The organism is Streptomyces sp. TP-A0356, assembly GCF_001417775.1.
Taxonomy (GTDB): Bacteria; Actinomycetota; Actinomycetes; order Streptomycetales; family Streptomycetaceae; genus Streptomyces.
On sequence record NZ_BBZJ01000035.1, the window covers coordinates 39,151 to 63,681 of the forward strand.

Annotated in this window: 22 protein-coding genes; 11 read left to right on the forward strand and 11 right to left on the reverse strand. The window is 70.2% G+C overall.

Features of this window, described 5'->3' with window-relative positions; translation table 11 throughout:
* Window positions 1–24 precede the first annotated feature (24 nt).
* The gene (locus ASC56_RS33605; protein WP_079102882.1) at window positions 25–1,728 is read right to left on the reverse strand and encodes an LCP family protein; all 1,704 of its coding nucleotides are present in this window, start codon (window positions 1,726–1,728) and stop codon (window positions 25–27) included.
* A 475-nt stretch (window positions 1,729–2,203) separates the two neighbouring features.
* Here ASC56_RS33605 and ASC56_RS33610 point away from each other — a divergent pair, with 475 nt between their 5' ends.
* The gene (locus tag ASC56_RS33610; RefSeq protein ID WP_371330364.1) at window positions 2,204–3,340 is read left to right on the forward strand and encodes a molybdopterin-dependent oxidoreductase; all 1,137 of its coding nucleotides are present in this window, start codon (window positions 2,204–2,206) and stop codon (window positions 3,338–3,340) included.
* Entirely contained in the window at window positions 3,337–3,747 is a 411-nt protein-coding gene (locus ASC56_RS33615; protein WP_055495390.1) for a hypothetical protein, read from the forward strand. Before ASC56_RS33610 ends, ASC56_RS33615 begins: the two co-directional genes overlap by 4 nt.
* Before the next feature lie 272 nt (window positions 3,748–4,019).
* On the opposite strand, the gene ASC56_RS33620 is transcribed toward ASC56_RS33615, so the two are convergent.
* A complete protein-coding gene (locus tag ASC56_RS33620) occupies window positions 4,020–4,676 on the reverse strand; it encodes a TetR/AcrR family transcriptional regulator (protein ID WP_055495391.1) in 657 nt (218 codons plus the stop codon).
* A gap of 620 nt (window positions 4,677–5,296) precedes the next feature.
* Between ASC56_RS33620 and ASC56_RS40875 the strand changes: the two genes are divergently transcribed.
* The 3 genes from ASC56_RS40875 to ASC56_RS33635 all read left to right on the forward strand — a co-directional run bounded on the left by ASC56_RS40875 (window position 5,297) and on the right by ASC56_RS33635 (window position 8,426).
* Window positions 5,297–5,455 carry a hypothetical protein gene (locus ASC56_RS40875; protein WP_159039769.1) on the forward strand — a complete coding sequence of 53 codons (159 nt, stop codon included), beginning with the start codon at window positions 5,297–5,299 and terminating at the stop codon, window positions 5,453–5,455.
* A gap of 402 nt (window positions 5,456–5,857) precedes the next feature.
* Window positions 5,858–6,796, forward strand: a complete 939-nt coding sequence (locus tag ASC56_RS33630) for an FAD-dependent monooxygenase (RefSeq protein WP_234377182.1) — start codon at window positions 5,858–5,860, stop codon at window positions 6,794–6,796.
* 490 nt (window positions 6,797–7,286) lie between these two features.
* Window positions 7,287–8,426, forward strand: coding sequence for an ABC transporter substrate-binding protein (locus ASC56_RS33635; RefSeq protein WP_055495394.1), 1,140 nt, complete (start codon window positions 7,287–7,289; stop codon window positions 8,424–8,426).
* Window positions 8,427–8,830: 404 nt separating this feature from the next.
* Here ASC56_RS33635 and ASC56_RS33640 read toward each other — a convergent pair whose 3' ends face one another.
* Window positions 8,831–9,580, reverse strand: coding sequence for an SDR family NAD(P)-dependent oxidoreductase (locus ASC56_RS33640; protein WP_055495395.1), 750 nt, complete (start codon window positions 9,578–9,580; stop codon window positions 8,831–8,833).
* Between the two features lie 70 nt (window positions 9,581–9,650).
* Window positions 9,651–9,812: a VOC family protein gene (locus ASC56_RS40880; RefSeq protein ID WP_159039771.1), complete on the reverse strand. Its 162-nt coding sequence runs from the start codon at window positions 9,810–9,812 to the stop codon at window positions 9,651–9,653.
* A gap of 303 nt (window positions 9,813–10,115) precedes the next feature.
* On the opposite strand from ASC56_RS40880, the gene ASC56_RS33645 reads away from it, so the two are divergent.
* The gene (locus tag ASC56_RS33645; RefSeq protein WP_055495396.1) at window positions 10,116–10,313 is read left to right on the forward strand and encodes a hypothetical protein; all 198 of its coding nucleotides are present in this window, start codon (window positions 10,116–10,118) and stop codon (window positions 10,311–10,313) included.
* Window positions 10,314–10,505: 192 nt separating this feature from the next.
* On the opposite strand, the gene ASC56_RS33650 is transcribed toward ASC56_RS33645, so the two are convergent.
* A complete protein-coding gene (locus tag ASC56_RS33650) occupies window positions 10,506–11,105 on the reverse strand; it encodes a TetR/AcrR family transcriptional regulator (protein ID WP_199836144.1) in 600 nt (199 codons plus the stop codon).
* A gap of 186 nt (window positions 11,106–11,291) precedes the next feature.
* Here ASC56_RS33650 and ASC56_RS33655 point away from each other — a divergent pair, with 186 nt between their 5' ends.
* Both ASC56_RS33655 and ASC56_RS33660 read left to right on the forward strand, forming a co-directional pair.
* Complete coding sequence (locus ASC56_RS33655; protein ID WP_234377181.1) at window positions 11,292–12,503, forward strand: NAD(P)/FAD-dependent oxidoreductase; 1,212 nt, start codon at window positions 11,292–11,294, stop codon at window positions 12,501–12,503.
* Between the two features lie 420 nt (window positions 12,504–12,923).
* A complete protein-coding gene (locus ASC56_RS33660) occupies window positions 12,924–13,775 on the forward strand; it encodes an immunity 49 family protein (RefSeq protein ID WP_063785043.1) in 852 nt (283 codons plus the stop codon).
* 316 nt (window positions 13,776–14,091) lie between these two features.
* Here ASC56_RS33660 and ASC56_RS33665 read toward each other — a convergent pair whose 3' ends face one another.
* A complete protein-coding gene (locus ASC56_RS33665; RefSeq protein WP_055495398.1) occupies window positions 14,092–15,090 on the reverse strand; it encodes a sigma factor-like helix-turn-helix DNA-binding protein in 999 nt (332 codons plus the stop codon).
* A 188-nt stretch (window positions 15,091–15,278) separates the two neighbouring features.
* Here ASC56_RS33665 and ASC56_RS33670 point away from each other — a divergent pair, with 188 nt between their 5' ends.
* Entirely contained in the window at window positions 15,279–15,977 is a 699-nt protein-coding gene (locus tag ASC56_RS33670) for an NAD(P)-dependent oxidoreductase (RefSeq protein WP_055495399.1), read from the forward strand.
* Window positions 15,978–16,183: 206 nt separating this feature from the next.
* Here the strand turns inward: ASC56_RS33670 and ASC56_RS33675 are convergent, their stop codons facing one another.
* The 5 genes from ASC56_RS33675 to fae form a co-directional block, all read right to left on the reverse strand.
* Entirely contained in the window at window positions 16,184–17,359 is a 1,176-nt protein-coding gene (locus ASC56_RS33675; RefSeq protein ID WP_055495400.1) for an iron-containing alcohol dehydrogenase family protein, read from the reverse strand.
* Between the two features lie 57 nt (window positions 17,360–17,416).
* Window positions 17,417–18,352 carry an NAD(P)-dependent oxidoreductase gene (locus ASC56_RS33680; RefSeq protein WP_055495401.1) on the reverse strand — a complete coding sequence of 312 codons (936 nt, stop codon included), beginning with the start codon at window positions 18,350–18,352 and terminating at the stop codon, window positions 17,417–17,419.
* A gap of 95 nt (window positions 18,353–18,447) precedes the next feature.
* Window positions 18,448–19,968 (reverse strand): aldehyde dehydrogenase, encoded by a 1,521-nt coding sequence (locus tag ASC56_RS33685; RefSeq protein WP_055495402.1) that lies wholly within the window; start codon window positions 19,966–19,968, stop codon window positions 18,448–18,450.
* The gene (locus ASC56_RS33690; RefSeq protein ID WP_055495403.1) at window positions 19,965–21,077 is read right to left on the reverse strand and encodes a mandelate racemase/muconate lactonizing enzyme family protein; all 1,113 of its coding nucleotides are present in this window, start codon (window positions 21,075–21,077) and stop codon (window positions 19,965–19,967) included. Before ASC56_RS33690 ends, ASC56_RS33685 begins: the two co-directional genes overlap by 4 nt.
* Window positions 21,074–21,649 carry a formaldehyde-activating enzyme gene (gene fae / locus ASC56_RS33695; protein ID WP_055495404.1) on the reverse strand — a complete coding sequence of 192 codons (576 nt, stop codon included), beginning with the start codon at window positions 21,647–21,649 and terminating at the stop codon, window positions 21,074–21,076. Before fae ends, ASC56_RS33690 begins: the two co-directional genes overlap by 4 nt.
* Window positions 21,650–21,892: 243 nt before the next feature.
* On the opposite strand from fae, the gene ASC56_RS33700 reads away from it, so the two are divergent.
* Window positions 21,893–22,681, forward strand: coding sequence for an IclR family transcriptional regulator (locus tag ASC56_RS33700; RefSeq protein ID WP_371330368.1), 789 nt, complete (start codon window positions 21,893–21,895; stop codon window positions 22,679–22,681).
* Window positions 22,682–22,959: 278 nt separating this feature from the next.
* Window positions 22,960–24,438 (forward strand): NAD-dependent succinate-semialdehyde dehydrogenase, encoded by a 1,479-nt coding sequence (locus ASC56_RS33705; protein ID WP_055495406.1) that lies wholly within the window; start codon window positions 22,960–22,962, stop codon window positions 24,436–24,438.
* The last annotated feature ends 93 nt before the right edge of the window (window positions 24,439–24,531 follow it).

The following is a 24,531-nucleotide window of genomic DNA, read 5'->3' on the forward strand; positions in this document are numbered from 1 at the left end:
GATGGGCGGAGGCAGCCATCGGGTTCAGGCGTCGGAATCGGGTTGGTTGGAGGCAGCGGCGTATGCCTGGGCCGGGGTCATGCTGACACCGTTGAGCGAGACGGTCTTGTAGGGGCTGACCCCGGCGCAGGTCTTGGACTGGTCGGCGGTCTGGGCATGTGCGTTGGACACGGCGGCGTGGGTGTCGGCGGGCTGAGGGGAAGAGGCGGTGCTGTTCGGATAGGTGGTGCCGCTGGGCCAGTCGCTGCCGATCACCAGGGTCAGGCCGCCGCCGTTGCCCTGTTTGAGGTGCGACGTGGTCAGGCCGAGAGCGTGGGCCACGGCCTGGGCCTGCGGCTTCTGGCCGGTGCCGTACGTGAGGGTGGTGCTGGACGTCGTGCCCGAGGCGTTGGCCGTGGTCGTACCCGAGCTGAAGCCCTTGTCGGTGAGGGCGGTGGCGATGACGGAGGCGCGGCCACCGATACCGGTGCCGTTCTCGACCTTCACCGCGATCTGCGCGGTGTCGACCGCCTGCGCGGTGGCGGTAGGCGTGGCGGACTTCTTGTCGGACGAGCCGGTCAGGGACTGGTCGTTGGCGATCGCGGCGAACAGGGACTTGGCACCCGAGCCGACGACCAGCCGTTCCCTGTTGTTGGGGTCGGGCGCGGTCTGCATGGTGGTGAAGGTGATCTGTTTCGGAGGAACCTTGTTCAGGTCGGAGGCCAGTCCCACCAGTTTGTCGATGCTGCCGAGGCCGGTGTCCACGGTGAGCGCCTTGGTGGCCGCGTCGGCCAGTCCGTAGACGGCGGTGGGGTCGGCCAAGGTGCCCGCGCTCTTGAACTTGCGGATCATCGAGCTCAGGAACATGTGCTGCGCGTAGGTGCGGCCCAGATCACTGCCGTCGCCGAAGCCATGCCGGGAACGGACGAACTCCAGGGCCGCGACCCCCTTGAGGTCGTGAGTGCCCTTGGACAGCTTCAGATGCGAATACGTGTCGTACACGTTGGAGCTGACACAGACCGACACCCCGCCGACCGCGTCCGACATGCTGACCACGCCGGAGAAGTCGAGCTTGACGAAGTGGTCGATCGGGATACCGGTGAGCTGGTGAATGGTGGCCACCTGGCAGGCCGGACCGTAGGACAGGGCGCTGTTGATCTGGCCGTAGTAGCCGGGCGTTGAGGTGCCGCTCCTACTGTCCTTGCAGGCCGGAATGTTGCTCATCGTGTCGCGGGGGATGCTCATCACAGTGGCGTTGGAACGGTCGGCGGCTATGTGCATCACCATCTCGACATCCGCGTTCCCCCAGCCGGACTGCACGCCGGTCTGAGAGCAGCCGCCGCCCAGCCGGCAGTCGTCCTTGCTGGTACGGCCGTCCGATCCCATGACCAGAATGTTGATCGGCGTACGGCCGAAGGCATCCGCCTTCTCGCTGCCGCCACTTCCGTCCAGCCCGACACTGAGGATGTTGCCGTTCAGGTGCTGGTAGAGCCACCACCCGCCCCCGACGGCGACCAGCAGCACAACGGACAGGCATATCCCGGCGATCCGCAGCGCCCGCCTGCCGCGCCGCACCGGCCGGCCGCCGCGCCGCGAGTGTGCACGCCCGGACGAGCGGGAGCCCGCCCGTGTCGCTGCCCGGCCGCCCTGAGGGCGCCGATCGATGGGCTCATCTGTTCGCGGGCGGGGCACCCGGGCGGTCCGGCTGCGTGTTGCCGGGCCGGTCGGATCCTCGCGCAGGTCACTCATCTCCCACTCCCACGAACAGTTGGCCCAGCAGACCGTCGGGCGTGCGACCAGGGGCGCGTGGCCGGATCCGTCAGGTGAAATGGGGCGTCACTTCGATTGCGTAGTTGCGCAATCTAACAAACCAACGGCAGGTTCATCACACAGCCGGCCTCGATTCATCTCGATTCACAGGGTGAGTGAACGAGCCTGCGGTGCGGCGGCGGTTTCGGTGGACGGCGGCGCTCAGGGCTGCGGCCGCGCCATCACGGGGCTGAGCCGTCACGGGGCCGCCCAGGGCTTTCACGCGGTACACCTCACCCTCGCTGTGCAGAAGACCGTGAAGCTGTGTCCAGCGTGGACTGGACGCGTTGGTCTGCGTGGCGTGCCCCGCTCGGCGAGCAGGGTGATCCCGTGCGGCCTGCTGCTCGCAGGCGTCCCTGTTCCGTAAGGGGTAAGGGCGTTCCGCGGCGGCCTCCTGGCGGCTGTGATGGGAGGCATGAGATCGCGCTTGTTTCCACCGGTGTTCAAGGGCAGGCTGCACGACGCCCGCACGGCGACCTCGATCGGGCGGTGGCTCGGCCTCGCCTTCGCCGTGTGCTTCGTCACCGGTCTGATCAGCCATGTGCTGCAGCATCCGCCCGGCTGGCTGGCCGTCGACCTGCCGAGCCGCCCGGTGTCGGGCTACCGGATTACGCAGGGGCTGCACGTCGCCTCGGGCATCGCCGCGATTCCGCTGCTGCTGGCCAAGTTGTGGACGGTGTACCCGCGGCTGTTCGCCCAGCCGCCGGTGCGGTCGGTGCGGCACGCCCTGGAGCGGCTGTCGGTGGCCGTGCTGGTGTCGGCGGCCGTCTTCGAAGTGGCCACTGGCCTGCTGAACACCGCGCAGTGGTATCCGTGGCCGTTCTCCTTCGTGCCGGTGCACTACGCCGTGGCCTGGCTGGTGGCCGGATCGCTCGTACTGCACATCGCGGTCAAGGCTCCCGAGATCCGGGCCCACTGGGGCCGGCGGTCGCCGGGCACCCTGGCCCTGCCGGAGGAGGACGGGCTCGACCGGCGTTCGCTGCTGGCCGCGGTGGCGGCGGCGGTCGGCGCGGTCACCGTGACCACCGTGGGCCAGTCCTTCACCTCCCTGAAGGACCTCGTCCTGCTCGCACCCCGCCATCCGGACCACGGCCCGCAGGGTCTGCCGGTCAACCGCACTGCCGCCGCGGCCGGAGTCGGACTGATCTCCGCCGAGCGCTACCGTCTGACGGTCGCTGGGCCGCGCCCCTACACACTGACGCTGGATGAGCTGCGTGGCCTGCCGCAGCGCGAGGTGGAGCTGCCGATCGCCTGCGTGGAGGGGTGGAGCAAGTCGGCGCACTGGACGGGTGTGCGGATGGTGGACCTTCTCGAGCTTGCGGGCGCCCCACCGCACGCCCGCGTACGGGTGGTGTCCCTGCAGACGCGGGGTGGGTACCGGGTATCCGAGATGGGGCATGAGCACGCCCGTGACCCGCTGACCCTGCTCGCTCTGCGCCTGAACGGCCAGGAACTCTCCTCCGACCACGGCTACCCGGCACGGCTGATAGCCCCGAACCGGCCCGGCGTGCTGCAGACCAAGTGGGTCGGCCGACTGGAGGTGCTGTCATGAGGGTGAGCATGCTGCGAGTGCTGACGGGCGCGGTCGGCCTGGTGCTCATGGGTGTGGGCGCGTCCCTGCTGTCGGACGTGACGGACCCGACGGGCGTGCTGGTCTGGCTGGGCGGGGCCCTGGTCCTGCACGACGTGGTGATCGCGCCGCTGGTGCTGCTCATCGGGTTGGTGCTCGTCCGCCGCGGGGTGCGCGGGCCGGTCCGCGGGGCACTGCTGGTCGCGGGCGCCCTGACGGCGGTCGCCCTGCCGGTGCTGCTGCGCCCGGGGAAGCCGGCCAACTCCTCCGTTCTGCCGCTGGACTACCCGCGCAACTGGCTGCTCACGCTAGGGGTGGTGGCGACGGTCACGGCCCTCGTGCTGGCCGCGCGGGGGACCCGCCGCAGCCGTCGGCGGCCACCTTCGTAGGTCCCGTCCGCTCTCCGTCCTGCCGGGCCGTCCTACGGGTGTCTACGCACTTGGGATCGGGGCGGTAGCGGGCTCGGCGGGCTCGTACGGTGGCGCGATGCGAACCCTCCGGACGACGACCCCTGTGACCGCGCCGCCTCTGCTGTTGGCCGCGGCGGGTCTGGTGCATCCGCGCCATCCGACGGCGGCGACGGCCGGTCACTGGCCCGGGCTTCACATCCGAAGGGCGGGCTTTCACGAGGCGACCCGACGGCCGCCGATTCATCGTTGCATCAGCGGGCGTCCCGTTCCTCGGTCCCGTGCGCTACGAGGCTTGCGTGTGGGGCCAAGGGCGATGGCGCTGCCGCACCCGCCTTGGGCAGGTCGCCTGGCTCAGCCTCCTCCTTGACGTGGGAGGGCTTCAGGGCCGGGAGACGGCCGTGCAGGAGGAGGCTGACGACCTGGTCGATCACCGCCTCGCCCGGCGGTTCGCGGCTCACCGCGGCCAGGTAGACGACGGTTCCGGAGTAGATGTCGACCATCAGTGACGTATCGGTGTCGGGCGGCAACCGCCCTTCGAGGCGGGCCCGCTCCAGCAGTTCCACGACCGACGCGCGGCGCGGTTCGATGAGCTCGGCGAAGGCTCCGGTACCGGTGGGATCCTCGATCACATCGGCGAGCAGCGCCGGGAGGATGAGACAGGTGGGCATGGCGGAGACGAGCTCGACCGTGAGCCGGACGGCGGTGCGCAGGTCGGCTTCCAGGTCGCCGGTCTCCTGGATGGGAGGAAGGGGCACGTCCCCGCTGAGGGCCTCGATCACCAGCGCGGCCTTGTTCGGCCACCACCGATAGATGGTCGCCTTGCTGACCCCGGCCCGCCGCGCGATGCCTTCGAAGGAGAGCCGCTGATATCCGACCTCGCTGAGCAGGGCTTTTGTGGCCCGGAGCACGGCTTCGTGAGACTCCCGGCGGCGCCGCCGGGAGCGAGGCGCTATGCGGTTGGGCGGGGCGGCGCACTCAGTGGCCAAAGGGTCCTGACGGCCGTTCTGGTGCCTGGGAGTAGCCACCGTATGCCTCCCTTGTGAGTCACCGGTGCAGCCTTTGACTTTGACCGAAGAGTGACCCTATCTTGGCGATACGAGGCGTTTCGTACCGTATGCCCTTTTCTTCTACTCAATAGTAAGATCCCGCGAGCCTGCCGGGGAACCGCTTCGACATTGCTCAGCACCTCCGGCGGGTGGATCACCGCGCACCAGACCCGCGCGCAGGATCTGATGCGTATGGGCGTCCCCTGCGAGCGCCCGAGAATCCTGTTCCGACCCCCGGAAGGGGGACATCATCATGCGCGCGACTACGACCAGGATGCGGCGAATAGCCGCTGCCGTCTGCACCGCACCCATCCTCGCCATCGCGGCCGGAGCCGGCGCTGCCAGCGCGGCCGCTTCCCCCTCGTCGTCCCCCGTCGCCTCTGCTTCCTCTCACCACGGCGGCTGGGGAGACCGCTGCAACTCCGGTGACGGCTGGGGCTGGGGTTGGGGAGACCGCGGCCACTCCGGTGACGGTTGGGGCTTTGACCACGGCTTCGGCGGCGACCACGGCTTCCGTGGCGACCATGGCGGTGGTGGCGACCATGGCGGTGGTGATCATGGCGGTGGTGGCGATCACGGTGGTGGTGGTGATCACGGTGGTGGTGGCCACGGCTACTGACGCATCAACGCAACGAGTGTGATCAACACGCCGCAGTTTGCGAGTGCTGCACCGGATGCCCGAGCATCTCGGGCATCCGGACCCGTCTGAAGCGGCAGGCGTCCCGTCCGACCCGTACTCGGGGTGGTGTGCAGCGGTGAGGATCGTGTGCGTCGGTGCGGGACCCGCGGGGTTGTATTTCGCGATCTCTGCCAAGTTGCGCGATGCGGGGCACGACATCACCGTGTTCGACCGCGACCCGCCCGCGGCCACCTACGGCTGGGGTGTCGTGTACTGGGACGACCTGCTGGACGTCCTCTATCGCAACGATCCGGAGAGCGCCTGGGAGGTCACCGCCAGGTCCGTGCTGTGGCAGGACCAGGAGGTGCGTGTGCACGGTCCGTGCGGCGAGCAGACGGCGTACTTCGGTGGTTACGGCTACAGCATGAGCCGATCGGCGCTGCTCGACGTCCTGGCTCGGCGTGCGTCGCAGCTCGGCGTCGACGTCCGGTACGGCCACCCCGTCGCAGATCTCTCGGCGCTTCCCGAGGCGGATCTTCTCGTTGCCGCGGACGGTGCCAACAGCCGGATCCGGGGACACCACGGAGCATTCGGCACTCGTATCGATGTCGGTCTCAATCCCTACATCTGGCTTGGCACGGACCAGACGTTCCGCAGCTTTGTGTTCAGCTTCGAGCGGACGTCCGCCGGATGGATCTGGTTTCACGCCTATCCCTCGGTCGCGGGGACCAGCACCTGCATCGTCGAATGCTCACCGCAGACCTGGCGAGGTCTGGGGCTCGACGTGCTCGGGCCCGACGAGGGAGTGCGGCTGCTGGAGGACATCTTCAAGCGCGCTCTCGACGGCCACCGACTGCTCAGCCGGTCGCGGGGTGCACCGGCGCATTGGCAGCGCTTCGCGCACGTGACCAACGAGACCTGGTACCACGGCACGACGGTGCTCGTCGGCGACGCTGCCCACACCACCCACTTCACGTTGGGGTCCGGCACCAGACTGGCGATCATCGACGCGATCGTCCTCGCACACAGCCTGTACGAATTCCTTGATGTGGAGGACGCGTTGCGGGAGTACGACCGCCATCGCCGCGCGGAACTCCATCCGGTGCAGGCGGCAGCGCGTACGAGCATGGCGTGGTTCGAGCACCTGGACCAGTACATCGACCGCGATGCGGTCGCGTTCGCGCACGCCATGTCGGTACGCCACGGTGGCCAGAGCCCGTGGCACCACCAACTCCACCTTGCCAGCCAGATCGCTGCCGTACGCACGGCACGGCGCGCCTTCGCCACTGGCCGGCGCTGGTACCTCGCCCGCCGACGAGGAGAAGGACCCGGGCCCGGCCGGCTTCTCCCACGGGCGCCGTAGGTCGGCGGCGACCTGGCGGACGAGCCGGAGCTGGGTGCGGGCGGCGATGACGAGCCACGTCGTCGCCGGTCACGCAGTTCACCGGTCGCCGGTCACGCAGTTCACCGTGCGGCGGACACGCGACCGACAGGCTGGCCGGCTATCGATCGGAATGCCCAACTACCGGTCGACGTCGCAGACTTGCGCACCTGGGAACATCCGGCTCCGACCTCCCGAGGTTGAAGAGCAGGCTCAGCCGGGCGAACGAACGAGAGTGGTGGGGACCGGCCCGAGAGGGTCAGCGGAGGAGGCGCGCTCAGCCCGCTGACGTGCAGAAACACTGGGGGTGCGGAGACAGTGGGGGTGGGCAGACACTGGGGTGCGGAGACACTGGGGTGCGGAGATACTGGGCGCGGAGATGGCGTGGTGATACCGGCGAGCGCCCTGGAGCCAACCGACGCTGCGCGGCAAAACCGGTCGATCTCCTGGTCTCTCCACTGCTGGAGCCGTCGTGACTGCACCTCCTGCCCGGGCAGCGGCCGTCGTCGGTGGCCTCGCCTGCGTGGCACTGGGCCTGAGTGCCTGCGGCGGCACCCCCCACGCCATACCGCAGAAGCCATCGGTGGCGACCTCCGCCGCGGACGTGGGGGGTATGGACGCACTGATCGCCGCAGCGAAGCGCGAGGGTGCGCTCAACGGGATCGCGCTTCCGCGGGACTGGGCCAACAACGGCGGTCTGATCGACGGTTTCGGGAAGAAGTACGGAATCAAGGTCACGGTCGCCATTCCGGAGGGCCACAGCCAGGACGAGATCGACGCGATGCAGAAGGGCAAGGGCCGGCCGGATGCCCCGGATGTGCTGGACATGGGGGACACCTTCGCGCGGTCAGCGGCCAGGCAGAATCTGCTCGCACCGTACAGGGTCGCCGTGTACGACTCGATCCCGAGCAACCAGAAGGACCCGCAGGGCCGCTGGTCCAACAACTACGGGGGCTACGTCTCCATCGGCTGCGACGCCAACCGCGTCCGGATCTGCCCCCGGACCTTCGCCGATCTGCTGAAGCCCGAGTACAAGGGCAAGGTTGCGGTCTCCGGTGACCCCACCCGCGCCGGTTCCGGCTTCGCCGACGTCTACGCGGCCGCCCTTGCGAACAACGGGTCGTTCCAAGACATCCAGCCGGGTATCGACTTCTTTGCCGAGCTCAGGAGGAGGGGAAACTTCAACCCCGCCGAGGCCACGTCGACCGGGGTGGGGACGGGTCGGACGCCCATCGGTATCGGTTGGGACTTCCTCAACCTGGGCTACGCCGACCGGTTCCGCAGCAGGGACATCAACTGGCACGTCGCGATCCCCTTCGACGGCACTTTCGCCCAGTACTACGCGGAGGCGATCAACAAGGACGCCCCGCACCCGGCAGCTGCCCGCCTATGGCTGGAGTACCTCTTCAGCACCGAGGGCCAGAATCTCCGGCTCGCCGGCTACGCCCGCCCGGTCCTCATGGACGCCATGGAGCACAGCGGCACCCTCGACAGGGTCGCCGCCGCAAGGCTGCCGACGGTTGAGGGCACGCCGGAATTCCCCACAGACGCGCAACTGGAGAAGTCGCAGCAGACGGTCACCCAGCACTGGGCGAAGGCCGTCAGGGGCTGACACGCCTGGGGCAGCGGAGTGGTGGCCGAGGGCGCGGGCGAGTTCGTCGACGCCGACCGGCTGCCGTTCGCGTCGAGCACCGCAGCCGCCCGCCGACGCCGTCTGCACGGTCTGGGTCGCCTTTCTCCTCGTACGTCGTTCACGATCCGCGGGGCACGATCCGGGCGCTCTGGGACGGCGTCCGGTGACCGGCGAGCTCCTCGCGGAGGCTGCCGCATCCAACGCGGCACTGACGTTCCACGGCCCAAGGCCGCAACCGTTGCCGTCCGCCCGCGGCGACTGGCATCGTACCCGCAGGTAACATGACGGCCTGCCTGCAGGTGGCGGCGGATCGCTGTTGGTGAGGCGGGTCCCATTGGACTCGTGGGAGGAGACGAGATTCCCCGGATCGACGGACTCCAGCCTCAGACTTGAGCCATGCCGCCGTCGACGCTCAGATCCATGCCTGCACAGAAGCTGCTCTCGTCGGATGCGAGGAAGAGGGCGGCCGCGGCGACTTCCTCGGGGCGTCCCATGCGTCCGAGGGGGATGACCGATGCGAAGGCTGCTCTGATCGCGTCCGCGCCTTCCTTGGAGTCTGCTTGGCTGTCCATGATCGGGGTGTCGATCGGCCCGGGGCTGAGGGTGTTGACCCGGATGCCGCGGTCCTTGAGCTCCTTGGTCCAGGTGCGGGCGTAGGAGCGCACGGCGGCCTTGGTGGCGCTGTAGGTGGTGTACCCGTCCATGCCGGTGTAGGCGGCGATCGATCCGACGAGGATGATCGAGCCGCCGTCGTTCATCAGTGGCAGCGCTCTTTGGGCGGTGAAGAGAGTCCCACGGGCGTTGAGGTTGAAGGTGCGGTCGAAGCTCTCTTCGGTGATCTGGCCGAACTCCTGCGGATCGACCAGACCCGAGTTGGCAACGACGACGTCGATCTTCCCCTTCTCCTTCTCCATGGTCTGGAAGAGCCGGCCGAGGTCGGCGGGGACAGTGATGTCGCCCTGAACTGCCGTGACATTCCTGCCGATCTCGTCCTTCGCCTTGTCCAGTTCGGGCTGGCGCCGCCCGGTGATGAACACGTAGGCGCCTTCCTCCACGAACCTCTGCGCGATCGCCAATCCGATACCGCTACTGCCGCCAGTGACGAGGGCGACCTTGCCGTCCAGCCTGTTCATGGCGGTGACCTTTCATGTGTGAGTCGTGGGATCGGCGAACGTCGTCCAGCGGGCGGAGCCCTGCGCCACGTCACGGATCCGAGGGGGCGCCCAGCGCTGGCAGCCGCTGTGGCCCCGCCTCGAAGGCGGGGCTGGTGAGGTCGAGGTGCAGCCGGTTCTTCATCGACTTCGGCTCGGGGACCCGGTGGAAGCTCAGCCGAGGGGTGGGCCCGTCCGGGGCGAGTGTGGCGATTCGGGACTCGCGCCTGAGGTGACGTCTCTCCCGAGTACCTCGGCCCGGAAATGGGCGAGTCTCTCGGCGTCGGCGGCGCCGACGCTCAGGCCGTACACGGTGTTGTTCATGACGGTGTGGTTCATGAGTGTCGCTCTCTCATAGTAGGCAGGTTCAGCTGGCGGTGCGGCCGCGAGCAGGCGCCGGCCGCTATCGACGGCGCTGGTCGCGCCGGTGATGTAGGCCGGCCTTCGGCGAGACGAGGAACGCGACGGCCTCGGGGCCTCGGCGGGCTGGGCGGGCTGGGCGGAATGGGCGGCGCGCTTGATCGCGGTGGTGTGGCAGGGGTGCGGCCCCTACGAGGAGCTGCGCCCGGTCGTCGTCGACCGGCTCGGCGGCCTCGGGGCGAGCGCGTCGAACGGGTCGCGGGCCTCCGGTCGGGTGCAGACCGGACCGGGGGCGACGGTGTTGAAGCGGACGCCGCGGCCGCTGTACTCGGCCGTCACGGCCCCGTGTCAGTGATGCCGGTGCGGCCTTGGTCGCGCCGTGGGCGGCGCCGGTGGCCAGGCCGAGGCTGCCGGCCATGCTGCCGATGTTGATCGCGCTGCCCGACGGGCCGGACCTGCCTGTCGGCAGGAACGGCTCGATCAACTCCCCTTCGTCATCGGTGAGTTCCGTGCGCGCCATGCCGGCGTCCCGTGGACTCAGGGATGCCTAGCGTTCCCGCCCGCCCGCGTCGCCCGGACCGGTCATGCCACTCCAGCCGCTCTCGAGGAGGACGAAGACCCGGTCGAGGGCGGTTTCGGCGTCCGGTCGTCCGTGGACGAGGGCAACGGCGTCGAGGGCGAAGTGGGCCAATGCCTGGCAGCCGGGGTCGTCGGCGGGCAGGCCGGCGTCGTCGGCGATCGCTGCCGCCAGGGCGTTCTCGTGGCGGAGCCACATGCGGCGGCCGTACTCGCGCAGCGGCGGGGTGGTGTCGACGAGGCGGAGGAAGTCGGTGAAGCCGGGGTCGGTGCGGACCTGCCGGGAGCGTTCCTCGTGCAGGAGTCCGCGCAGCGCCTGGAGGACGGTCTGGCCGACGGGGCGGTCGCGGACGGCGGCGACGAGTGCGGCCTCGCGGTCCGCGTCCTCGTCGAAGACCAGCGCTTCCTTGCCGTCGGGGAAGTGTTTGAACAGCGTGGTCACTGAAACGTCGGCGGCCTCGGCGATGTCCCGCACGCCGACCGCGTCGTAGCCGCGCTCCAGGAACAGCCTCAGCGCCGCGTCCGCCAGTGCCTGGCGGGTCGCGGCCTTCTTGCGCTCGCGGCGCCCCATCTCGGTCATACCGCCACACTAGCGCATCCGATAACTAAGTTTAACCGTTGCGCTTTTTTATCGGCTTCACTTACGGTGGTGGTGCCTGGCCGCCCGACCGAGGCCGGCCGGAGGACGACCGCCGACAGTGCGCCCCGGCGCCGCCGCGGCGGACGACCGCTCCCAGACAGAAGAGGGATCTCACCCGTGACCACCACCACACCCCGCATCGCGATCGTCGGCGGCGGACCCGCCGGACTGATGTGCGCCCGCATCCTGCAACGACACGGCATCGAACCGACCGTCTACGACGCCGACGTCGCCGTGGACTCCCGTGACGCGGGAGGCACACTCGACCTGCACGCCGACGCCGGCCAGATCGCCCTGGAGGACGCCGGCCTGATGGACGCCTTCATGGCGCTGGCCCGCGTCGAGGGCCAGGCCAAGACCCGCCGGGACCACCACGGCACCGTCCTGGCCGAATACATCCCGGCCGAGGACGACACGGCAGCCCCCGAGATCGACCGCGGCCAGCTGCGCACCATGCTCTTCGAACACCTCGAGCCCGGCACCGTCCGCTGGGGACACAAACTGCTCCAGGTCACCCCGATCGGTGACGGGACACACCACCTGGAGTTCGCCAACGGCGCCCGCGTGCAGGCCGACCTGGTCATCGGGGCCGACGGAGCCTGGTCGAAGGTTCGTCCCCTGCTCACCGACGCGGCGCCGCAGTACCTCGGGGTCTGCTTCCTCGACGTCCGGTTCGACGACGTCGACACCCGCCACCCCGAGATCGCCGCGCTGGTCGGTGACGGCCACATGTTCGCCAACGACAACGACGGCCGGGCAGTGATCGTCCAGCGCAACAGCAACAACGTGGTCCGCGGCTACATCGCTTTCCGCGCCGAAGCCGACTGGCCCGCCGAAGCAGGCGTGGACCTCGCCGACCGTGACGCCGTCCGGGCCTTTCTGCTGCGGGAGTTCAGCGGCTGGTCGGCGACCATGCGTCCGCTGCTCACCGACAACGACGGCGACTACATACCCCGCTCCTTCTGGGCCCTGCCCGCACCCCTGACCTGGAGCCACCTCCCCGGCGTCACCCTCAGCGGCGACGCCGCCCACCTGATGGCGCCCTTCGGCGGACACGGCACCAACCTCGCCCTCCTCGACGCCGCCGACCTCGCGCACGCCATCGTCAAGGAGGACACCGTCGACAAGGCCATCACACGCTACGAGGCAACGATGTTCCCCCGGTCCGGCGAACTCGCCACCGGCTCGAACAACGCACTCCGGGGCTTCTTCGCCACCACGTCCCCGGACGCCCCGCACCTTCCCCCGGACCACGCCCAGGAGCACAAGAACTACATGGCCAGGGCAGCCGCATACCGCCGCCGGCAAGCCGAAGCCGATCACGCATAGGACATCGGCACACCTCACCCACCAAGGGCATAGTGTCGACCACGGTATGAAGCGAACCGAGGGCCGCGCCTCGCCCGCCGCGACCCCGGCGCGCGCCACCGACGTCGACAGTCGACGACTCGTCCCCGCCGCCCACCACGCCTGTGAGCTACGGCAGTTCAGTTCACCGAACCACCACATGCACACGCAGTCACGCGACCGCGGTTCAGCCGTCGAGGCGCCCGCGCCGCGGCCACGACGTCCGGGTGTGTCCGCCGCGCCGGCGCCCCGGCCCGCAAGGGCACCCAGGTGCCGCCGCGGCGGACGGCGGTGGGGCGTTTCGCGGCGAGATGGGCCAGCGGCGACGCCGACGGTGGCGAAGTGAGGGGTTGTCGCACGGGCCTGGCTGAAGCACTTCAAGATCTTCTAAGGAGAAACGCGTTGGTCTCGATCATTCCCCGCCATCCCTTTCCCACGGGGAACGCGGAAGAGGGCCTCGCCGTGCTCCAGGAGAACGCGCAGGACTTGATCCACGGTCTGGAGGCGGGCTCCACCAATCTGGGCGATGCTCTGAGTACTACGCTCACTCTGGCCGAGGCCCACTGTCTGATGGACCCGCAGGCGTCGATCTTCCCCACGTGGGATGCCTGGGTCAACGCGATGCAGGTCGGGTCCGCCGTGTTCGCCACCGCGACTACGGCCGAGGAGCACGTGCAGTGCCGCATCGCGCACAAGGACCGCACGCTCCGGGCCACCGGCCCGCAATGGTACGTGACCCCGGGCGCCTGGATCACCGCCTTCTACCTGGCCGTGGTGTGCCGGGAGAAGGAGAGGATCACGGCCCTGTGCCACGTGCCCATGTCCCTGCTCCGGGAGAACGGTTCGCGCTTCGAGGAGTACCACTACGCCTGGATAGACACCCTCCAGACCTACTGGCTCGGAGGCCCCGACCTAGTCCCGAAGCTGGTTGCGGCGGTCGACGGCACCGACCCGGAGGTCGTCGCCGATCCGGAGACGGTGGGCAAGCTGCTGTACCCGCCGATGGAGATGTTCCACCGCTTCGTCCGCAAGGACCACGCCGGATTCAACCGGGCACTCGCCAACGCCCTCCAGTGGCACAAGGAGTACTGGAGCGAGGAGAGCCGGGCCTTCCAGATCTCGGGCCTCGTCGCGCTCGCGCCGCTCGCCATCGCCTGCGTCGCCCACGACGCGGGCATGCCCATCGAGGTCGAGTCCGAGTACCTGCCCACCGCCCTCCTGGGGCGCAACTGGTGCGGCGAGTTCCCCACGTAAGACAGACAAGGCCACTGTCCTGAGGCGGCAGGGCAGCCGTTCTTGGTACGACAACGCCTCACTCAGGAGCTGACGCCTCTGGAACGTCGCATCTGGCAGGCGTTCCTGCGTGGTGTAGCGATCGATGTCCGCGGAGACGAGAGTGAGGACCCCGCGACCACCCAGGGCGCGGAACGGACTGTTCCCGGCGCCAAGGTCGCAGGCTGGATCTCCTTCGTCGAAGCCAGTCTCAGCAACCCGGGCGTCGCACTGGGCATCAGCAGTTGCGAAGCCACACAGCTGACGCTGCGGGACGCTCAACCAGTCTCCGGCGACGTCAAAATGCACCGGCATCGTCCAGGTGCACGCCGGAGAGCTTGTCGGGATTGGTGACCAGATAGACGCCGGAGACCTGGCCGCTGTCCGGGTCGAGGTCCATCACCATCACGGCGTAGGGAGAGTCTCCCTCGAAGACCACCACGGACGCGTCACCATTGACGCTGCGGTGCTGGAACTCCAACCCCGTTGTGGAGCGCGAGGCGTAACCGGTCAGTGCCCGGGCGACCTTGTCGCGCCCACGGATCGGCCGTACAGCCGACCGCGTCCTGCCCCCTCCGTCGGTCCACATGGTCGCGTCCGGCGCCAGGATTTCCATGAGGGACCGGATGTCGCCACCGAGCGTCGCGGCCACGAACTGCTCGGTCACCTGCCGTTGGACACGGGGATGGGTCCGGTAGCGTGGGCGCCGGGCGTGCACGTGCCCGCGGGCCCGGTGGGCGATCTTGCGCACGGCGGACGGGCTGCGGTCGAGGATGTCCGCGATCTCGGTGTGGGCGTATCCGAACACCTCGTTGAGGACGAACACCGCCCTCTCCAGCGGACTGAGGGTCTCCAGGACGACCAGCAGCGCCAAGGACACGGACTCGGTGCGCAGCGCGTGATCCGAGGCGTCGGCGGTACCCGGGGAGTCGGCTCCACTGTCGGTCACCACCGGTTCCGGCAGCCACGGGCCGATGTACGTCTCACGGCGCCGGCTGATGCTCGCCCGACGCGCGAGCGCATGATTGACAGCGATCCGCACCAGATAGGCACGCGGGTTCTCGATCACTGGTATCGGCGCTGAGGGCCCCGAGCCCGCGTGAGGGGATTCCGTGGCCGTTGACCGCCCCGCCCTGCCCGCCCTGGCCGCCCAGGACAACCAGGTCTCCTGGAGCACGTCCTCGGTGTCGGCGACGGTGCCGAGCATGTTGTAAGCGACGGCGAAGAGCAGTTCGCGGTGGTCGAGGAACACCTGCGTGGCGGTGTCCGCGGACGTGTGCACCTGGTCGTCGCTCATGACGCGCCTCCTCGCTATGGCTCCCTACTGGGAGGCGTCGCACCCCGGGGAATGTGACATCCACCGCGGACATGTGCTTCACGTCTCACCCTGTGCCTGACACGTCACACTCGCCGCCTCCTCCCTCCTCTCCTCCAGCGACAGGTTCCTTGGTGAGAACAGCTTCCTTGGTGAGAGAGGAGAAGCCAGTGCAACTCGTCGTCTTCGGGGCGAACGGCCCGACCGGACGGCAGGTCACCGAGCAGGCGATCGCCGCAGGACACACGGTCACCGCCGTGACCCGTCATCCCGACACCTTCCCCCTGAGTCATCCTCGGCTGCGCGTGGAAGCCGCGGACGTGCTGGACCTCGCCGCGGTCGAGCGTGCGGTCGCCGGACAGGACGCGGTGATTTCCACGCTCGGAGTTCCCTACGGCCGGGCCCCGGTCACGGTGTATTCGACGGGCCTCACCCACATCACGCAGGCCATGACGGAACAGGGTGTCCACCGCCTGGTGTGCGTGACGTCGACCGTGCTGTTCGGAGTTGAGGCTCCCGGTGAGGGATTCCTCTTCCGGAAGGTGATCGAACCGTTCATCGTCCGTTTCGTCGGACACACCGTCTACGAGGACATGCGACGCATGGAGGAGGTCGTGCGCGCGAGCGGCCACGCGTGGACGATCATCCGCCCGGGCGGTCTCTTCGACACCCGGACGGTGAGCGACTACCGGGTCGCGGCCTCCCGCCTGCCCGGCCGGTTCACCTCTCGGGCCGACCTCGCTCACGTGCTGCTGAGCGAGGCGGTAAGCGGCGGCCATGTTCATTCCTGCCTTGACGTACGCACTACGGAAGGCACCCCGAGCATTCTCGACGTCATCAGGAAGGAGGCGTTCGGCAGGACCGCTTGAGGGCCGCCCCAGGCACTCCTGCCTCCGTGCTCGGCCCGGGAGTTCAAGGCGGTACGCATCTGGATCTTGCCGGGGCACGGTCCTCCGCCTGGTCGGCACCCTTCCCGTCCCCGGCCGCCTCGGCACCTCGTTCCCGCCGTGCCGAGGGGGCCGACGGCAGCCGTCGAGGCTCGCGGTCTCCCGCCGTCCGTACGCCCGCGCCGCCCTCAGTAGGTCCGCGTGAGGATCTCGAGTACCTCGGCCTCGCTCGGCTGCCGGGGGGCGTTCTTGGTCACCGCGTCGGCTGCCGCGCCCCGCGCGATCGCCGGCAGCAGCGCCCGGTCGGCGCCCAGCTCGCGCAGCGGCCGCTTGATCTCCACCGCTGCGGAGATCTCCCGGACCGCCGCCACGGCGGCCCGCGCCCAGTCGCCGTCCGCGGGCGCGGGCAGGCGCATGGCCCGGGCCACGCCCTCGTAGGCGTCTCGTGCCGCCGGAGCGCTGAACTCCATGACCTCCTCCAGCACTGCGGCCAGGGCGACGCCGTGCGGGGTGCCCGTGTGCGCGGTGAGGGCGTGGCCGATGCCGTGGACCAGGCCGAGACCGGAGAGCGTCAGAGCCTGGCCCGCGAGGTGCGCGCCCATCATCAGCTCGGCGCGCGCGTCGAGGTCCGAGCCGTCCCGGTACGCGGCCGGCAGCGCACGGCTCACCATGTCCACCGCCTGGGTGGCGTAGGCGACGGAGAACGGGTTCGCTCCCCGGGAGGCGAGCGACTCGATGCCGTGCACGAGCGCGTCGAGGCCGGTCGCCGCCGTGGCCGGGGCCGGCAGCCCCAGTGTGAGCTCCGGGTCCAGCAGGGCCACGCGAGGCTTCACCGACGGATGCCCGATGTAGACCTTGCGGCAGGCCGCGGTGTCCTCGATGACACCGAAGCCGTTCGTCTCGGCGCCGGTGCCGGAGGTGGTCGGGACGGCGACGAGCGGCAGCCCGTCCGACGCCTCCCACAGGTCGTCGGCGTCGGCCGCCACCGCGTCCCGGTTGCCGACGAGCAGGGAGATGCCCTTCGCCGCGTCCAGCACCGAGCCGCCGCCGAGCGCGACGACCGCGGCCGGTCCGAACGCGCGGGCCCGGGCGGCGCCCGCGTCGACGTTCCCGGTGGACGGGTTGGGCGCCACCTCGTCATACACGGCGTGTTCCACGCCCGCGGAGTCCAGGATCTTCAGGACCCGCTCGGCGACGCCCGCCGCGCGCAGGCCCCGGTCGGTGACGACGAAGGCCCGCTGGTGACCGGTGGTCGCGATCAGGTCGGGGAGCCGGTCGATGCGGCCGGGGCCGAACTCGACGCGGCAGATGGGGTCGATGCTCAGCGATGCGTCGGCGAGGCTGTCGCGCTGGGAGGAGGTCATGGGTACGGCTCCTGGTGTGCGGTGGGGAGTGCTGCTCCTGGAGAGCGTCGTACGGGGTCAGACGGTGACGGCGGCGCCGGCCGGCGCGGCGGCCGGGTCCGGCAGCCGGAACTCCCGCCCGGCGAGGGTCTCGTAGAGGCGGACGGGGCTCATCTCGCCCGCCAGTTCGCCGTGCTGCGCCTTGGAGCGGCGGTAGATCTGCTCCACCAGGGCCGACAGCTCGGTGGACACGCCGAGGTCCCGGCCGAGGTCGACGGCCAGCCCCAGGTCCTTGCAGGCGAGTGCCATGGCGAACGAGTCGTCGTAGTCGCCGTCGGCGAGTACGCACATGATGTCCTTCTCCAGGAAGTTCGAGGCCGCCGGGCTGGCCAGCAGGGAGCCGCGCAGCACGCCCAGGTCCACGCCCGCCTTGACGCCCATGGCCAGCACCTCGGAGGTGGCGACCAGGTGGCTGAACCACAGCAGGTTGATCAAGAGCTTGACGGTGTAGCCCGCGCCGAGCCCGCCGACGTGCAGGATCCGATCGGGGTCGCCCATCGCCTCGAAGACCGGAAGGGCGATGCGGAAGTCGTCGTCCGGGCCGCCGACGAAGATCTGCAGCGTCCCTGCCTCGGCCCCGCGGGCCATGCCGCTGACCGGCGCGTCGAGGCGGCGCACGCCCCGCGCGTCCAGGACCTCGGCCGACACGCGCTCCGCGGCCGCGGGCGTCGAGGTCGACATGTCGATCCACAGCGCGCCCTCGGGCAGCGCGGCGGCCGCATTGCCCCGCAGCAGCACGTCCTCCACGATGCGCGGGTTGGGCAGCATGGTGATCAGGAACTCCGCGTCCCGGGCGCAGTCGGCGGGGGAGTCGGCCCAGCGGGCACCCAGCGCGAGATGTTCGGCGGCGGCCTGAGATCGGGCGTCGTGCACGGTGACCAGGTGGCCCGCGTGGATCAGGTGGCGGGCCATGTGGCGCCCCATGTTGCCCAGGCCGATGAAACCGATCCTCATCAGTGTCCTCGCTGCTTTGAGAAGAGGTGGGAAGAGAGGGAAGAGAGAAGAGAGGGGAAGAGAGGGGAAGTGGGTGGGAACAGAGGGGTGCCGGGTCAGGCGAGGTCGATCCAGGTCGTCTTGAGCGCGGTGTAGGCGTCCAGCGCGTGCAGGGACTTGTCGCGGCCCGCGCCGGTGGCCTTGAAGCCGCCGAACGGGGTGATGACATCGCTGGCGTCGAAGGTGTTGATCCAGACGGTGCCGGCCCGCAGCCGCTTCGCGGTGCGGTGGGCGACGGTGACGTCCCGCGTCCACACGGAGGCGACGAGCCCGAAGTCGCTCTGGTTCGCGAGCCGTACGCCCTCGTCCACGTCTCCCTCGTACGACACCACCGCGAGCACCGGGCCGAAGATCTCCTCCTGCCCGACCACCGAGGTGTTGTCGACCCCGTCGAGCACGGTCGGCTCGAGGTAGCTACCGCCCGTCTCGGTGAGCGTGCGGTTGCCGCCCAGCAGGACGGTCGCTCCGTCCCGTGTACCGCGCTCGATGTAGCCCAGGATCCCGGCCAGTTGGGTCTCGTCGACGATCGGGCCCATCACGGTGGCCGGGTCGAGCGGGTCGCCGACGCGGAAGGTCCCGGTGGTGATCCGGCGCACCGCGTCCAGCAGCCGGTCCTTGACGGACGCGTGCACGACGACCCGCGCCCCGGCGTTGCAGGTCTGCCCCGCGTTGTAGAAGATGCCCCAGGCCACGGCCGAGGCGGCGGCCTCGATGTCGGCGTCGGCCAGCACCAGTTGCGGTGACTTGCCGCCGGCCTCGACGGCGACCTGCTTGCCGTTGGACTCGCCCGCGTACACCTGGAACAGCCGGGCCACCTCCGCCGAGCCGGTGAAGGCGATCTTGTCGACGTCCGGGTGCCGGCCGAGCGCCTGCCCGGCGACCTCGCCCCGGCCGGGGACCACGTTCAGCACCCCGTCCGGCAGTCCCGCCTCGGTGGCGAGCGCGGCCAGCCGCAGTGTGGCGAGCGAGGTCTGCTCGGCGGGCTTGACGACAACGCTGTTGCCGGTGGCCAGGGCCGGGCCCAGCTTCCAACTGGCGATCAGCAGCGCGTAGTTCCACGGCACGACCACGCCCACCACGCCCAGCGGCTCGCGGGTGATGAACGCGAGCGCGTCACCGGGCGTCGGCGCGACCTCGTCGTAGGTCTTGTCGAGGGTCTCCGCGTACCAGGCGATGGTCTCCGCCGCCTTGGCCACGTCCACCCGCAGCGACTCGGTGACGGGCTTGCCCATCTCCAGGGTGTCGAGCAGGGCCAGCTCCTCGGCGTTTGCGCGGATCAGCTCGGCCCAGCGCAGCAGGATCCGCTTGCGCTCCTTGGGCGGAAGGTCTCGCCAGCGGCCGTCCTCGAAGGCGGTGCGGGCCGACCGTACCGCCCGGTCGACGTCCTCGGGGGAGGCCGCCTGCACCTCGCACAGGACCGAGCCGTCGCGCGGCGAGGTGCTGGGGAAGCTGTCGCCCGAGGTGGCGTCGGTGAAGGACCCGTCGATGAACGGGCGGGGCTCGAAGGCGAGCTTGTCGGCCGTGGCCAGCCACTCGTCGTAGGACCGCGTGAGCAGTTCCTCGATGGTGTACGTCACTTGATCCTCCAGCGGTCGATCGCGTCCTCGTCCAGCTCGACACCGAGACCAGGCCTGTCAGGCACCTCGACGAAGCCCTCGGCGGTGACCCGGACCGGTTCGGCGAGCATGAAGTCGCGGCGCTCGGGGGTCCAGCCGGGCGGGTCGTAGGGGAACTCGAAGAAGGGGCCGCCGCCGACGCCGGCCGCGACGTGCAGGTTGGCGAGCACCCCGATGCCGTTGGTCCAGCTGTGCGGGGTGAACTGGCGGTGCTTGAGGTGGGCCAGTTCGGCCAGGACGCGGGCGCGGTGCATGCCGATCGCGAGGACCACGTCCATCTGGTAGATGTCGAGCGCGTCCTCTTCGAGATAGCGCAGCAGCTCGGTGGGGGAGTGGTGCATCTCGCCGGCTGCGATGCGCACCCCGGGGTTGTCGGCGCGCAGCCGCTTGAAGCCTTCCAGGTCGGCGTACGGCAGCGGCTCCTCGACCCAGAAGACGTCCAGCTCCGCGAGGCGGGCGACGATCCTGCGGGTCTTGACGAGGTCGGAGGCGTGTGCCGTGTCGCCGGCCATCCGCCAGGACTGGTTGAGGTCGACCATGATCTCGAAGTCGGCGCCGAGTTCCTCGCGCACGGCGCGGACCACCGCGACGCCCTCGTCGACCCGGTCCCGGTCGATGCGGATCTTCATCGCCCGGAAGCCGGCCTCCCGCACCTTCAGCGCGGTCGCGACCCGCTCCTCGGGCGACTTCAGCTCGCCGGAGGAGGCGTACGCGGGCAACTGCTTCGCCGCGTTGCCGAACAGCTCCGCCACCGGGCGGCCGTGCACCTTTCCGATGACATCCCACAGGGCGGCCTCCAGCGGCCAGTAGAACGAGCCGTGGAAGTTGGCGGTCTCGATCGCCTTGACGTGCCGGGTGATGTCGAGCGGGTCTTCGCCGACGAACAGGTGCTTGTAGTTCTCGAAGCCGTCCATGAGGTCGCCGGAGCCGATACCGGTGATCCCCTCGTCCGTGTGCACCCGCACGATCGTGGCGTCGAAGTGGCGGCGCGGCTCGGGGTCCCAGGCCGCGCGGAACGGCGGGTCCAGCTCCAGCCGGAGCCGGTCCAGGGTGATGTCGGTGATCTTCATCGGGCGGCCGCCTCGGGCGCGGACGCGGCGAGGACCTCGGATGACGGCGCGTAGAACGGGTTCGCCGCGCCCTCCTCGGCGGCAGCCAGGGCGTCGGAGACGGAGGGCGAGCCCGTCACGGCGGCTCGGATCGCGCCGTGCGCGGCGGCCCGCTGGTTGCGGAAGGAGGCGTCGAGGTCGTCGACCGCCGGGTTCACCCATACCGCGGCGATGACGAGCAGCTCGTCGGCCTCCTCGGCCGGCAGCAGACCCTCCGCGACGGCGTCCAGGACCCCCTGCGCCAGACCGGCCTGCGCGCTGCCCCAGGTGGCGCGCTCGTGGCGCTCACCGTCGGCGGCGGCCTTGTTCACGAACAGGGTCAGCGGCTTCACCGGCACCGACGGGCGGACGACGGTCAGGAACGGCACGTGCCCGGCGCTCGGCGTGGCCAGTGCGGTGGCCCATGCCGTCTCGACCGGGCCGCCCTTGCGACCGATCACGACGTTCGTGTGCGCGGCGTTCGCGCCGTCACCGACGAAGGACTCGCCGATCAGCACGGTCGCGGCAAAGGCCGCGGCAAGGGGGGAGGGCATCGGAACTCCTGGACCTTCGGAAGCGGGTTCGGGCGGGGTGGCGAAAGGATGAACCGCACCATCAATGACTGACGGGGCGAACCTCGCAATCAGTGCAGTTCATCCGGCTCGATGCGGCGAATCTAGGTGGGCCACCAGCCCGTCGCAAGGCACGCGAGGGAATCGAAACGCCGGTTGCTCTACTGGCAACTCGGGGCCTGACCTGGAGTTCCCTCGTCCCCCAGGACGCCTAGGATGGCGCGCGTGACGGACACCCCCTCGGCGTCGCGCGGGCACGGCCTGCGCCGGGACATCGACCTGCTGGAGGCCCTCGCCTCCGACGAGGCGCAGCGGGCCGGCGGCCTCGGCGTCGTACGCCTCGCCCAGTTGGTCGGCCGGGAGAAGACCCAGATCTCGCGCGCGCTGAAGGTCCTGGCCGCCGAGGGGATCGTCGAGCGCGACCCCGACACACTGGAGTACCGCCTGGGCTGGCGGCTGTTCTCCCTCGTGGCACGCACCTCGGAGAGCCGCCTGGTGCGGGTGGCCGAGCCGGTCATGCACGCACTGTCGGCGGACCTGGAGGAGACGAGCCACCTGTGTGTCCTGAGCGACCGCAAGGTGCTGACCCTGCTGTCGGTCTCCGGGCACTCCTTCCGCGTGCACGGCTGGGAGGGGCGCGGGGTGCCCGCCTGGCAGACCTCGGCGGGCCGGGTCCTGCTGGCCGACGCCACGCCGGACGAGCTGTACGTCCGCTTCGGCACCGCCGGCGAGATGCCGGTTCCCGACCTGTGGTCGCTGATCCAGGATGCCAGGCGCCAGGGCTACGCACGCGTGAGCGAGGAGTTCGAGGCCGGACTGGTCGGTGTCTCCGCACCGGTGCGCGACTTCCGGGGGCGGGTGGTCGCCGCCCTCAACGTCTCCGCGCCCAAGTCCCGGCTGGGCGACCGCCTCGACGAGGCGGGGCGCATCACGGCGCGGGCCGCGGCACGGGTGTCCACCATGCTGGGATGGGAGCCGCGCCGCACGCCGGTGGCCAGGGCCAGGCTGACCTGACGTGACCTGGCCGACCTGACCCGACCCCGACCTGGCCGACCTGACCTGGCCGACCTGACCCTGACCTGCACCTCGGCCGAGGCCGCCTGCCCTGAGGCCGGGCACGGGCAGCCGGCCGATGCCGCCTGTCCTGCGGCGGGCCTCGCTTGATCGGTGAGTTGCCCTGACAGCAACCCCCATTGCGATCCGGCGGAGTGGCCTTGTCCGCCGTATGACGCGCTCGTAAATTCACCGCGCATCGGACGGACGGCCGTCCGGAACGGAGAAGAGAGCAGCTCATGAACCTCGTCGGCATCGACACTCTGGCCAAGGCCCCGCTCGGCGACGGCGATCTGCTCCTCGGCGGCCACTGGGTCCCGGCCGCCGACGGACGGACCTACCCCGTGTACGACCCGGCCACCGGCGACCTGCTTCGCGAGGTCTCGGCGGCGGGACCCGACGATGCTCGGGCGGCGACGGAGGCGGCCGTCGCGGTCGCGGCCGACTGGCGGGCCACCCCGCCCCGGCGCCGCTCGGAGATCCTGCACGACGCCTTCGCACTGATGCGGGAGCACACCGATCTCCTCGCCCGGATCATCGTGCAGGAGAACGGCAAGGCGCTCCGAGACGCGGCGGCCGAGGTGGGCTACGCGGCGGAGTTCTTCCGCTGGTTCGCCGAGGAGGCCGTCCGCATCGGCTCCTCCTTCGCTGACGCCCCCGGTGGCGGTTTCCGGCACGTGGTGCGCAGGCACCCGGTCGGCGTCACCGCGTTCGTCACGCCATGGAACTTCCCCGCCGCCATGGCCGCCCGCAAGATCGCCCCCGCGCTGGCGGCCGGCTGTCCGGTCCTGCTCAAGCCCGCGCCGGAGACCCCGCTGACCGCCCTCGCCGTGGCCGCGCTCCTCTCCGCGGCCGGGTTGCCCGACGGGCTGGTCAACGTCCTGCCCACGGACCGCGCCCCGGAGGTCGTTTCGGCCTGGCTCGGCGATGAGCGCGTGCGCAAGTTCTCCTTCACCGGTTCCACCGCCACCGGAAAGCTCCTCCTGGAGCAGGCCGCGGCCAACGTCGTCAACGTGACCATGGAGCTGGGCGGCAACGCCCCGTTCATCGTCTGCGCGGACGCCGATGTCGACGCCGCCGTGCGGGGCGCGATGGACGCCAAGATGCGCGGCGGCGGCGAGGTCTGCATCGCCGCCAACCGGTTCTACGTCCATGCCGACGTCGCCGCCGAGTTCACCGAGAAGTTCGGCGCGGCCATGGCCGCCGTCCGCACCGGGCCCGGCCTGGAGGACGGCGTCACCCTCGGCCCGATGATCAACGCCGCGGCGGTCGACAAGATCCGCTCCCTGGTGGACGACGCCGTGGCCCGTGGGGCCCGGATCGCCGTGCGGGGCACGGTCCCGGCCGGCCCCGGCCACTTCTACCCGGCGACGGTCCTCACCGATGTCCCCGACGAGGCCCGCATCCTCCACGAGGAGGTCTTCGGCCCCGTCGCACCGCTGACCACCTTCACCGACGAGGACGATGTGCTCACCCGCGCCAACGCCACCGTCCACGGATTGGCGTCGTACGTCTACTCCCGCGACGTCGCCCGGGCGCTGCGCCTCGCCGAACGCCTGGAGGTCGGCATGGTCGGCCTCAACCGCGGCCTGCTGTCCGACCCGGCGGCCCCGTTCGGCGGCGTCAAGCAGTCCGGCCTCGGCCGGGAAGGCGGCCGCGAGGGTATCGAGGCGTTCCTGGAGACGCAGTACGTCGCCCTCGACTGGCCCACCGGCTGACCCCGATCCTCTCCACCGCTCCGACTGTTCCGCAGCACCTTCCCGCTCTGCTCCACAGCCGTCCCCACCGGCCGGGCACCGAACGACAAGGAC